Here is a 12,124-nt window from a genome sequence, read left to right as displayed (position 1 = left end):
TTTTATGCAATTATGATAAACTATATTACAGTTTGAATACATCAAAAATTTCAAAAAAGAACTGGTTTTGGATTTTACAACTTTTAGGTTGGGGGATTCCTGGTTGTCTTATTATGTATACAAAGTTTAACTATGAAAAAACATTATCTCAAACCTATATTGTTTCTGAAGCAATCTTATTTACCGGTGCAGGAATATTGTTCTCTTCGTTGCTATGGTTGTTAATAAGAAATAAAATTCTCATAGAAATTATAAGTGTTAGAGTAATTGTTAGAATACTTCTGATCTACATGCTTATATGTTTGTCAATGACAATATTTGTAGAAGCTTTGGTTTATTTATTATATGTAAATATCGAAAACAAAGAATTAGATAGATCTTTAAATGATTATATTCTCAATTTTATCAATATCTCTGTGATTCTATTTTTTTGGCTGATTCTTTATTTCTCAATAAATTCAATTCTAAGAGCTCAAAAAGGAAAAGTAGAAGGCTTGCAATTAAAGAGTACATTAAGAGAATCCCAACTTAATACGCTTAAAGGTCAAATTAACCCTCATTTTATGTTCAATAGCCTTAATAATATTAGGGCGTTAATGCTAGAAGATGTGCATAAATCCCGAGAAATGATTACTAAATTATCAGAATTATTAAGGTATTCATTAAATAGTAACAAAGTAGATAAAATAACTCTTGAAGAAGAAATTGAGATCGTTAATAATTATATCGAATTGTCAAAGATTCAATTAGAAAAGCGATTGCGGTATCATGAAGAAATTGAGGAAGGTATATTAGATATAGAGATTCCTCCTATGTTGATTCAGATGTTAGTAGAAAATGCTATAAAACACGGGGTTTCTAATCAAATTGGAGGAGGGGTAGTGTCTTTAAAAATAAGGACAGAAAATAATAACTTGCAAATTGAGGTACATAATACAGGAGAGCTAAAAGAAAGTGGGTCTACTACAAGAATTGGGCTTCAAAATATATCAGAAAGACTACGGTTGTTGTATGGTGCAACATCTTTTTTTGAATTGAAAGAAGAAGGTAATGAAGTAGTTGCCAGAATAAAAATACCATTAGATGAGTAATACTGCTGTTATTGTCGAAGATTCACGTTTAGCACGTAATGAATTAAAAGAGTTGCTTAAAAAGTATCCTTTTGTAGAGGTCATTGGCGAAGCCGAAAATGTGGATCAAGGGTATGAACTTATAACAAGTACAAATCCAGATATTTTATTCCTGGATATTAATATGCCAGAAAAAAATGGTTTTGACTTATTAGAAATGCTAGATCAGGTACCTCTGGTTGTTTTTACAACTGCTTATGATGAATATGCAATTAAGTCGTTTGAGTATAATGCGTTTGATTATTTGTTGAAACCAATTAATGAAGAAAGGTTTTCTAGGACGATAGAAAAAATACAAAAAACTATAGAAGAAAGGAAAGCTTCAGAATCAAAAGAAAAGCTATCAGAAACCAGTCAAATTTTTATTAAAGAAGGAGAAAAATGTTGGTTGGTAACTATATCAGAGATAAAACTTTTTGAAGTAGTCGGGAATTATACGAGGGTGTACGTTGATCAAGAAGCTCCATTAATTTATAAATCTCTAAACCAAATAGAGCAAAAACTTCCTGCAAAAACTTTTTTCAGAGCCAACAGACAACAAATCATTAATCTTAACTTTATAGAAAAGGTTGTTCCTTGGTTTAATGGTAAGTTAAAAGTTAATATGGGTTCAGATTTAGAAATAGAAATATCCAGAAGACAATCTATCAAATTTAGAGAGCAATTAGGATTGTAATTTATATAAATGCAATAAAAAAACACCTTTAGGAAATTTCTAAAGGTGTTTTTGGTGGTTAATCAACTTAGTTAGTTAAATTACATACAATAAATTGTTATACCATTACAGCTGCAAGATCTGCTGTTTTAACAGTGGTTACAATTCTAGCAGCAATTTTATATGGATCACCGTTAGAAGCAGGTCGACGATCTTCTAGCCAACCTTTCCATCCTTTTTCTACGGTAATAATAGGAATTCTTATAGATGCTCCTCTGTCTGATATTCCATAAGAGAATTCATGTATAGACTGTGTTTCATGTTCACCTGTTAATCGTTGGTCGTTAAACTCACCGTACACAGCAATATGTTCTTTGGTAAGAGGTCTGAATGCTTCACAAATAGTTTCATAAACTTCTTTAGAACCACAAGTTCTTAATACTTCGTTAGAAAAGTTTGCATGCATACCAGAACCATTCCAATCCCCTTTAATAGGTTTAGGGTGATATTCTATATAATATCCGTAATGCTCAGTAAGACGATCTAATAAATATCGAGCTATCCATATTTCATCTCCGGCTTTTTTAGCTCCTTTAGCAAACAGTTGAAATTCCCATTGCCCACTGGCAACTTCCTGGTTGATTCCTTCAAAGTTAAGTCCGGCAGCAATACACAAATCAGCATGTTCTTCAACAAAATCTCTTCCATGTGTGTTTCTACCTCCTACAGAGCAGTAATACATACCTTGTGGACCTGGGTAACCGCCAACAGGAAATCCTAATGGCAATTGTGTTTTAGAATCCATAATAAAGTATTCTTGCTCAAAACCAAACCAAAAATCATTATCATCATCATCGATTGTTGCTCTTGCGTTAGATTCGTGTTGTGTTCCATCAGAATTTAAAACTTCTGTCATTACCAGATATCCATTTTTTCTTGCAGGATCAGGATATATAGCAACAGGTTTTAATAAACAATCAGAAGAACCACCTACTGCTTGTCTTGTAGAACTACCATCAAAAGACCACATTGGGCAATCTTCTAGCTTTCCGCTAAAGTTTTCTTCAATTTTTGTTTTACTTCTTAAGTTAGCAGTTGGTTTATAACCATCTAGCCAAATGTATTCTAATTTAGCTTTACTCATAATTAATACTTTATAAATTGAATTGTTACAAGGGGTAAAATTAATTTATATTTTGGTATTACCAAAAAATTAGGGGGTATATAATTATATTTGTACTAATTTTTATTGATACCCTATTTTTTTAGGGGGTGTTTTTAATAATTATTAATTTTGAAAGAAAATATTTTTTATATTATCAATAGAAACTTCTTATATCTTTGTATAAAACTCACTTAATTATGTCAACACTCAGATTTCAAGCACTAAAAGAAACGTTACATCGTAAACCTGTTATAGTTACAGAAACAGAACGTCGATCTGTATTATTTGGTAACAATGTATTTAATCAAACAACAATGCTGCAGTATCTTACCAAAGATGCGTATAGTAGTGTAATGGATGCCATAGAGCATGGTTCTAAAATTGATCGCAAGATTGCTGATCAGATTTCATCGGCGATGAAAGAATGGGCACTTTCTAAAGGTGTGACACATTATACACATTGGTTTCAGCCATTAACAGGGGCTACGGCAGAAAAACATGATGCCTTTTTTGAAACCACAGGTAATGGGCAAGCAATCGAAAAATTTGGAGGGGGGCAATTGGTACAACAAGAACCAGACGCATCTTCTTTCCCTAATGGAGGTATTCGTAATACTTTTGAAGCTAGAGGATATACAGCGTGGGATCCTACTTCTCCTGCTTTTATTTATGGTACCACATTATGTATTCCAACTGTTTTTGTTGCCTATACAGGGGAGGCACTTGATTATAAAACGCCATTATTAAGAGCTTTACAAGCCGTGGATAATGCCGCAACAGGAGTTGCTAAATATTTTGACAAGAATGTAAAGAAAGTTAATGCTTCTTTGGGTTGGGAACAAGAGTATTTTTTGATTGATAGTGCATTGGCATTCTCCAGACCCGATATCGTTATGACGGGTAGAACACTACTTGGTCACTCTTCTGCAAAGGGACAACAATTAGACGATCACTATTTTGGAAGCATCCCTATCAGAGCTTTGGATTATATGAGGGATTTAGAAACAGAATGTATGCTGCTTGGTATTCCTGTTAAAACACGGCACAATGAGGTAGCTCCTAATCAATTTGAGTTAGCTCCTATATATGAAGAAACGAACCTGGCTGTTGATCATAACTCTTTATTAATGGATGTTATGGATAAAGTGGCAGCGAGACATGACTTAAAAGTGTTATTACATGAGAAGCCGTTTGCAGGAGTAAATGGTTCGGGAAAGCATAATAATTGGTCTTTAGCAACAAATACTGGTGTAAATTTATTAGGCCCAGGAAAAACGCCGATGAGTAACCTTCAATTTTTGACTTTTTTCATCAATACTATTAAAGCTATTAATGAAAATGAGGAATTAATGAGAGCAGGTATAGCTTCGGCTAGTAATGATCACCGCCTTGGAGCTAATGAGGCGCCACCAGCTATTATGTCTGTATTTATAGGAGAACAATTAACAGCTGTGCTTAAAGAATTAGAAGGAGTTACCAATGGGAAATTATCTCCACAAGAAAAAACAGATCTTAAATTAAACGTCGTAGGAAAAATACCAGAGATTTTATTAGACAATACAGACCGTAATAGAACCTCTCCTTTTGCTTTTACTGGAAATAAATTTGAATTTAGAGCTGTAGGATCCAAAGCAAATTGTGCAAATCCAATGACAATTCTTAATACTATTGTGGCTAAACAGCTAGTAGATTTTAAGAAAGAAGTTGATACATTAATTGATAAAAAAGAACTCAAAAAAGACGAAGCGATATTTAATGTGCTAAGAGAGTATATAAAACAATCTAAAAATATACTTTTTGAAGGAAATGGGTATGGCGATGAATGGGAAAAAGAAGCTAAGAAGAGAGGGTTAAGTAACAATAAAACTACTCCAGAAGCATTAAAAGCTAAGGTTTCTAAGAAAAACCTGAAGCTTTTTGAAGAAATGGGTGTTATGAATAAGGTCGAAGCCGAAGCTCGTTATGAAATTGAAGTCGAAGAATATGTGTTAAGAATTCAGATAGAAGGTAGAGTTTTGGGAGATATTGCTCGAAACCATGTGATTCCTACTGCAATACGATATCAAAATATGCTAATAAATAATGTGTCTGGACTAAAAGAGCTATATGATAAAGATTTCAAAAAGTATGCTAAGGAGCAAATGGAAATCATAGAAGAGATTTCGGGGCATATTGGAAAAATTAATACCAAGGTTAATGAAATGACCGAAGCACGTAAAAAAGCAAATAAACTTGAAGATCTAGAGAAAAAAGCTTCTAGTTATTGCGATAAAGTAAAACCTCTATTTGATGAAATCAGATATAGTTGTGATAAATTAGAATTACTTGTAGATGATGAATTGTGGCCATTAACAAAATATAGAGAACTGCTCTTTACAAGATAGGTAAGAATTAACCTACGATTTTTTTTTCAAGTAAATTTTAGTGAAAAAATGATATTTGATAAACCCTTTAAAAACCATAGAAATCTATTTTTCTATGGTTTTTTTACATGTATTTCATCGAATAGTTGGGGAATTGATAATAATAGCTTTAATATTTTCCTAAATTTGATAATATCAAAATGGTCGTCATACTTTTGATTATACCCCCCAAGTCCCAAAATATATTTGTTTTACTGAATAATAGTGGAGATTAGATTTTTCTGATCTTTATTGTTCTTGTGCTGTAAAATTTTAAAGGAAGTAACTCAATTTAATCACTTTTAATATATATTACGTATGAAAAAATTAGTTTTTAGCTTAGCAGCTTTATTAAGCGCTACGGCAATGATCGCACAGTCAAACAATAGTAATGTTACTCAAACCGGGGACGATAATATTGCTAATATTTCTCAGGTAGGGGCAACTAATTCTTCTTTAACAACTCAAGAAGGAAAGGCTAATAATGCAGAGGCCATCCAAGGTACTGCCGCATTTAATTCAAGTAACGGAGTTGTAGAACAATCTCAAACAGGAGATAAGAACTCGGCTTTCGCTCATCACGAGGAAGCTGATAATCAGGTGTATCAAGTACAGGTAGGTAATGGTAATTCTGCTAGAGCTACTCAAAACTTAGCATTTGAAGGAGGAGGCAATGTAGCTAATCAACTTCAAGAAGGAGATAGAAACGAAGCTACAGTATCTCAGGAAGGATTAACTAATACTGCTATTCAGGTTCAATTTGGAGATGGCAATTCAGGATCTTCAAGTCAAGAAGGAATAGATAACTTTAGTGAACTTAATCAAGAAGGAAACTTTAACGTAGCATCTATCACACAAGTAGGACAGAACAATCTTTCTTCACAGTCACAAATAGGAGACGCTAATATCGCTACTGCAGGACAGTGGGGGAATAATAACTCTGTGAGTCAAGACCAAGAAGGTGGAGGTAACACTGCAAATTCTGTTCAAGGTAGTACTCTTTTTGATTCTAGAGGAGGAAGAGTAGAGCAAGTACAAGCAGGTGATGAAAATAATGCGTTTGCTAATCACGAAGAAGATAATAATACTATTCTTCAAAGTCAGACAGGAGACTCTAATGATGCAAGTGCAGAGCAAAACTTAGGATCTTTTGGAGGAGACAACTTAGCTACTCAAGTACAAGAAGGTAATAGTAATGCAGCTACAGCATCTCAAAACGGAAGTACTAATATTTCTGATCAATCACAATCTGGTGATGAAAATGTTGCTTCAACAACACAATCAGGAGCAAATAATACAGCTATCCAAAGTCAAACAGGAGTTGGTAACAATGCAACTTCTATACAAGGAGGGACATTCTTTACTTCTAGAGGTGGTCTTGTAGATCAATTCCAATCTGGTAATGGTAACGAAGCATTTGCTAGACACGAAGAGGATAATAACGTTGTAGTACAAACTCAATTAGGAGATAGAAATAATGCTTCTGCTACTCAGAACCTTATAAACTTTGGAGGAGAAAATACTACAAGACAACTTCAATTAGGAAATGGTAACGTTGCTGAAGCTTCTCAGGAAGGAAGTTCAGAATTTAATTTAGCTGGAGAAAATAACCTTGTTAGCCAAATTCAGTTTGGTGATGAAAACAAGGCTACATCAATTCAAAATGGAGCAAGCAATACAAGTGATATTTTCCAATTTGGAAATATGAATATTGCTGAAGATACTCAGGTTGGAACAGGTAACAATACTTTTGTAACTCAGTTAGGAGATATGAACACTAGTGTGATTCTTCAAACTGGAGTAAACAACGGAGCTACAGTAACTCAAAATGGTTCAAATTAATTAGATTTGACTAAACTTTAATATCATTATAAGAGTTATACTCAAATTGAGTATAACTCTTATCTTGGTTTTTTTAAATTCTGAAAAAGATGAACAAAACCATTCTTATACAGACATTGGTGTTTTTTACTTTCTTTACTTTTTCTAATGGATATAGTCAAGATATAAAGGATGAAAGCCAACTTTTGATTACTGATCAAGATAAATTTATTGCCCTGTCTCAGGTTAATGATGTGCTATCAGTAGGAGCAGAATCGTCATCGCTTTCTAATGGAGTGAATGCGGTTTTTATTCAACAAATAGGAACAAGTAATGTTGTACTTTCTTCTATTTTTGCAGAATCGTCAGATATTAAAATAATACAGAAAGGAGATCAAAACCTAGTAGAAATAAAGGAATCTGCCAGAGAAATAGAGAAATCAATTATACAAACAGGAAATAACAATTCTGTGACTGATTTTTCTTTTAATCCTGATATATCAACCAATTTAGAACTCATACAAGAAGGTAATAATTTGATTTTTGAACGATTTGGGAGTAATGAACTGTCAAAGAATTTAAAATTTAAAATGTCTGGTGATGCCAGAACTATAATTGTTAGAAGTTTTTAATAACAGATACATAAAAGTATGAAGTTTAAACTTGTCATACTTGCGACTTTGTTTTTTCAGGTTTCATTTGCCCAGTTTACAAATACTGATGTAGTAGCCAAAATTAAAACAGTGACTATTGATAATGCAATTTCTGTGGTTGCTACTGCTACTAATACTACAGAAGTATATAAAAGTTTACAATATACTATTACTGTCTTTAGAACAGATGCAGATAATAATGTATCTAAAAATGATCAGGAAGGAAGGTTTACTTTAGAGGCAAATGAAAGTAAAGAGCTTTCACGAGGATCAATTAGTGTAGAGGAGAGTGATAAAATAGTATTGCTTTTGTTGATCTATGAAGAAGATAAGATTATAGGTAAAGATAGGCTCGCTTTTAATGAAAAAGTTAATCAGGAGTCTGAAACAACAGAAGATGATATTTCATCTGATGATGGAATTGAATTAAAAGGAATAGTAATAGAGGAGACTAAAACCAAACCTGGAAGAGACTTTTATGAGTTTTTCTATGCTTCATATGCATTAAACCAAATAAATGGTAATAAGGTTGTTGGAGTATATGAGAAATTAAGCTTTGGTCGTAGCACTATTATTCAGGTGAAAATAGTAGATAACGTTATTCATGAATTTATAGGAAAACCAGATTTGGAATATTTAGAACAAATGTCGAAAATTGCAATTCGAAAAGTATATAAATATTTTAAGGATTTAAAAAAACAGAAGAACGATATTTTTCAGTATTAAAACAGTTAAGGTGAAACGAATATTAAGAAATTTTAAAACCCTTCCATAAAGGAAATATTTTAAAATCCTTAATGAGAGAACATAGTGGTTACACAGATGTTCTTCATCTTAATAAAGCTTTATAGATAATTACTAAAATTTAAACATGTGAAATCAATTTTAATAACGCTTTTTCTTGTTTTCTCGATATGTAGCTTTTCTTTTGGGCAAGACTTGGTATATAAGCCTGTAAACCCTGCTTTTGGAGGAGATACCTTTAATTATCAATGGCTCCTTAGTTCTGCCGAAGCTCAGAATAAATTTACAGACCCTACTGATTCAAGAGATCAAAGATCGGATGTAGAAAGATTTACAGAAAATCTGAATAACCAGTTATTAAGTCAAATATCAAGAACACTATTTACCGAACAATTTGGAGAAGGAGGTCTTACCGAAGGGACGTATAATTTTGGATCATTATTCATAGAAATCTTTCCTTCCGGAGAAGGGTTAGTAATCAATATTTTAGATACAAGCACTGGAGATCAATCCCAAGTAATAATTCCTAATTAATTTTTAATGTATCATAAGTTTTATAAAGTAATCGCAGTAATTTCTTGCGCATTTTTATTACACGGATGTGGGACGTATTTTAATCAACCCATAACTATCGAAAATGCCAGAATAGGAGAAGATACAGAAGTTACAAAAACATTAAGGGATTTTCCGCCACCGGTAGAACCTGTTGTTGTCGGGGTGTATAAATTTAGAGATCAGACGGGGCAATATAAACCCACAGAGAATGGAAGTACTTTTAGTACAGCTGTTACTCAGGGAGCAACAACAATTTTGATCAAAGCACTCGAAGATTCTAAGTGGTTTGTGCCTATCGAAAGAGAAAACCTAAGCAACTTGCTTAACGAACGTAATATTATACGTTCTACAAGAAAAGAATATAGAAAAACCAAAAATACCAACGAACCACAATTGCCACCATTATTATATGCGGGAATTATCCTCGAAGGTGGTATTGTCTCTTATGATTCTAATATCATTACAGGTGGATTGGGAGCAAGGTATTTTGGTGTAGGAGCTTCTACTCAATATAGACAAGACAGAATTACAATATACTTAAGAGCCGTTTCTACTTCTAGTGGTAAAATCTTAAAAACAGTATATGTGTCTAAAACTATTTTATCACAAGCATTAGACGCAAATTTCTTTAGATATATAAAATTTAAGAGACTGCTTGAAGCCGAAACTGGTTTTACCAAGAATGAACCCGCTCAAATGGCAGTGTCAGAGGCAATAGAGAAAGCAGTAGAATCTTTAATTGTAGAAGGAATTGAAGATAAATTATGGGCTGTTAATGCAGAGTCAGAAGCTGTAAATACATTAATAGAAAAATACAAAGCAGAAAAATATGAAGCCCAAAATACTGCCTTGTATGATCGATACTTTAAAGAAAGAAGAGCCAAGATCTCTGCATTTTTAAAAGGAGGAACCGCTTTAGTTAGTGGGGATTATAATAATCCAGAGCTTACCTATTCTGCAAAGATTGGAGCTCGATGGTATTTTAATCCATACCTTAATGTTAATGTGAGTATTAATAAATTTGAACTCACTAATCAAAACTCATTCTCTAAGGGATTTAATGCTTTTGATCTTAATACAGAATTAAATCTTTTACCCTTTGATAAATTATCACCCTTCTTATTTGGAGGAGTCGGAATTGTGAATGATGATGATTTTGATACTACATTGTTTAAGTTTCAATATGGTGGTGGTGTAGAATATTTAATTTCTGATAAAATAGGTATTTCTGTTGGAGCTACTCATAATCTGGTCCTTAGTGACGAATTGGATGGTGTAGTTCAAGGAAAACGAGATGATCAATATTTTAATTTTTCTTTTGGACTTAATTGGTATTTTGGAAACCCTGTGAAGGCGAATAAAAAATCAAGATTAAAGAAACAAGAGAAAAATGTAGAACTGCGTGAGTTAAGAAAAAGAAATAGAAAAATTAGAAAAGAAGGTATAATCCTAGAAGATAAAAACAAATAGGTTGTGAGAAAAATTATCATAAGAATAGTAAGTGTTTTTGTAATTATAGCTGCAGCTTCTTGTAGTGAGGATACTATTGATTCTGAAGGTTTAGGATCTGTTAAAGGAAAAGTAGTTAAAAAAGGAACTAACGAACCTTTAGAAAATGTAAAAATATCAACGAATCCTGCCTCGAGTACTGTTTTTACAGATAAAGAAGGTGTCTATCATTTAAAAAATGTGCCCTCGGGAGATTATTCTCTTTCGGGTCAACGAGAAGGATTGTTAGCGGTTTTTGAAGCAATTATTGTGTTAGCAGATAAAGAGCTTGAAATAGTTCTTGAAATGGATATAGCAACAGCTACCAACCGCCCACCGGAAGCAGCAATTTTAGCAACACCTGCAGATAATGCAGTTGATCTTCCGTTAGAAGTTAAATTGGTATGGAGCGCCAAGGATCCTGATAAAGATAAACTTACCTACAAGGTGAGTTTAAGGAACGAAGAAAATTCTAATGTAGAAGTTTTTGAAAATATTACAGATACAACATATACCGTATCCGGACTTTCTTTTAGTACGAAGTATTTCTGGCAAGTAAGTTCTAGTGATGATATCAATGACCCGGTTAATAGTAAAACATTTGCTTTTACGACCGCTGGACCACCAAACAATAGAATTGTATATACAAAATTGGTTGAGGGTAACAGTGTTATTTATTCTGCAGATGAGAGTGGAGGAACAGAAATAGCACTCACTTCTGTTTCAAAAAATAGTTTTAGACCTAGAAGAAATGCTACGACCAAAAAAATTGCTTTTTTACAATCGGTCGGCTCTCAGACTCATTTGTTTACAATGAACCAGGATGGTTCACAAATAAAACAAATTACTTCTTCGGTTGGAGTGTCTGGGTTTAACCTTGAAGAGGTAGACTTTTCATGGGATGCCAACGGTGCAAAATTGTTATTTCCTAATCAGAATAAATTATATTCTATAAATATAGATGGAAGCGGCTTGAGTCTAATATATCAAACCACTGGTGATTTGATTACCGAAGTAGATAAAAATGAAAATACAGGCATAACCGCCATAAAAACGAATAATTTAGATGGGTACTCAGTACAAATTTTTACCATTGATGGGGCTGGAGTGGTACAAAATACTGTGCTTACAGGCCAAAATGGTGCTGCAGGTAGTATCAATTTATCTGTAGATGGTACTAAACTATTATACAGTAGAGATATGTCTGGAGCAGAAAACCCAAATTATCGTCAATTAGATTCTCGTGTGTTTATCTATGACCTTGGTACTATGGTAAGTACAGATTTGTCTACGGATAAAACAGCAGGAACTAATGATCTGGATGCTCGATTTTCACCAAACGAAGCCAGTATAATTTTTGTAAACACTTCGAATGATGGTATTTCTGAAAAAAATATCCTGACCGTACCTATAGCAGATTTAGATGGAAGGATAACAATATTACAAAAAGCAGCAATGCCCGATTGGGAATAGCTTATTTATAATTTTTGACTTGCGAATTATGATGCTTG

10 protein-coding genes are annotated in these 12,124 nt (G+C 33.1%); 9 read left to right on the top strand and 1 reads right to left on the bottom strand.

All coding sequences use genetic code 11. The features are described from left to right. Positions 1–32 precede the first annotated feature (32 nt). Together AAFU52_RS02155 and AAFU52_RS02150 are read left to right on the top strand one after the other, a co-directional pair. Entirely contained in the window at positions 33–1,091 is a 1,059-nt protein-coding gene (locus tag AAFU52_RS02155) for a sensor histidine kinase (protein ID WP_024770809.1), read from the top strand. Next, the gene (locus AAFU52_RS02150) at positions 1,084–1,806 is read left to right on the top strand and encodes a LytR/AlgR family response regulator transcription factor (protein ID WP_024770808.1); all 723 of its coding nucleotides are present in this window, start codon (positions 1,084–1,086) and stop codon (positions 1,804–1,806) included. The genes AAFU52_RS02155 and AAFU52_RS02150 overlap by 8 nt, the downstream gene beginning before the upstream one ends. A 97-nt stretch (positions 1,807–1,903) precedes the next feature. Here the strand turns inward: AAFU52_RS02150 and AAFU52_RS02145 are convergent, their stop codons facing one another. Then, complete coding sequence (locus AAFU52_RS02145) at positions 1,904–2,929, bottom strand: glutamine synthetase beta-grasp domain-containing protein (protein ID WP_024770807.1); 1,026 nt, start codon at positions 2,927–2,929, stop codon at positions 1,904–1,906. A gap of 218 nt (positions 2,930–3,147) precedes the next feature. Between AAFU52_RS02145 and AAFU52_RS02140 the strand changes: the two genes are divergently transcribed. From AAFU52_RS02140 to AAFU52_RS02110, 7 genes are all read left to right on the top strand, one after another. Continuing rightward, entirely contained in the window at positions 3,148–5,334 is a 2,187-nt protein-coding gene (locus tag AAFU52_RS02140; protein WP_024770806.1) for a glutamine synthetase III family protein, read from the top strand. Positions 5,335–5,670: 336 nt separating this feature from the next. After that, complete coding sequence (locus AAFU52_RS02135) at positions 5,671–7,194, top strand: hypothetical protein (protein ID WP_438425080.1); 1,524 nt, start codon at positions 5,671–5,673, stop codon at positions 7,192–7,194. Positions 7,195–7,283: 89 nt separating this feature from the next. After that, positions 7,284–7,805 carry a hypothetical protein gene (locus AAFU52_RS02130; RefSeq protein WP_438425077.1) on the top strand — a complete coding sequence of 174 codons (522 nt, stop codon included), beginning with the start codon at positions 7,284–7,286 and terminating at the stop codon, positions 7,803–7,805. Between the two features lie 18 nt (positions 7,806–7,823). Continuing rightward, entirely contained in the window at positions 7,824–8,552 is a 729-nt protein-coding gene (locus AAFU52_RS02125) for a CsgE family curli-type amyloid fiber assembly protein (RefSeq protein WP_438425075.1), read from the top strand. A gap of 147 nt (positions 8,553–8,699) precedes the next feature. Further along, positions 8,700–9,104, top strand: coding sequence for a curli production assembly/transport component CsgF (locus AAFU52_RS02120; RefSeq protein ID WP_025666674.1), 405 nt, complete (start codon positions 8,700–8,702; stop codon positions 9,102–9,104). Between the two features lie 6 nt (positions 9,105–9,110). Next, the gene (locus tag AAFU52_RS02115; RefSeq protein ID WP_438425073.1) at positions 9,111–10,595 is read left to right on the top strand and encodes a CsgG/HfaB family protein; all 1,485 of its coding nucleotides are present in this window, start codon (positions 9,111–9,113) and stop codon (positions 10,593–10,595) included. A 3-nt stretch (positions 10,596–10,598) separates the two neighbouring features. Next, the gene (locus AAFU52_RS02110; RefSeq protein WP_438425071.1) at positions 10,599–12,086 is read left to right on the top strand and encodes a carboxypeptidase regulatory-like domain-containing protein; all 1,488 of its coding nucleotides are present in this window, start codon (positions 10,599–10,601) and stop codon (positions 12,084–12,086) included. Positions 12,087–12,124: the final 38 nt, after the last annotated feature.

Source organism: Aquimarina macrocephali, from assembly GCF_051627225.1.
GTDB lineage: Bacteria > Bacteroidota > Bacteroidia > Flavobacteriales > Flavobacteriaceae > Aquimarina > Aquimarina macrocephali.
Note: the sequence above shows the minus strand (reverse complement) of the source record. Positions and strands in the feature narration are given on the sequence as shown.

Bases quoted from the DNA above. Each gene is read 5' to 3' on its own strand.
- AAFU52_RS02140 (WP_024770806.1), top strand. From the start codon at position 3,148: ATGTCAACACTCAGATTTCAAGCACTAAAAGAAACGTTACATCGTAAA.
- AAFU52_RS02115 (WP_438425073.1), top strand. From the start codon at position 9,111: ATGTATCATAAGTTTTATAAAGTAATCGCAGTAATTTCTTGCGCATTT.
- AAFU52_RS02130 (WP_438425077.1), top strand. From the start codon at position 7,284: ATGAACAAAACCATTCTTATACAGACATTGGTGTTTTTTACTTTCTTT.
- AAFU52_RS02150 (WP_024770808.1), top strand. From the start codon at position 1,084: ATGAGTAATACTGCTGTTATTGTCGAAGATTCACGTTTAGCACGTAAT.
- AAFU52_RS02145 (WP_024770807.1), bottom strand. From the start codon at position 2,929: ATGAGTAAAGCTAAATTAGAATACATTTGGCTAGATGGTTATAAACCA.
- AAFU52_RS02125 (WP_438425075.1), top strand. From the start codon at position 7,824: ATGAAGTTTAAACTTGTCATACTTGCGACTTTGTTTTTTCAGGTTTCA.
- AAFU52_RS02135 (WP_438425080.1), top strand. From the start codon at position 5,671: ATGAAAAAATTAGTTTTTAGCTTAGCAGCTTTATTAAGCGCTACGGCA.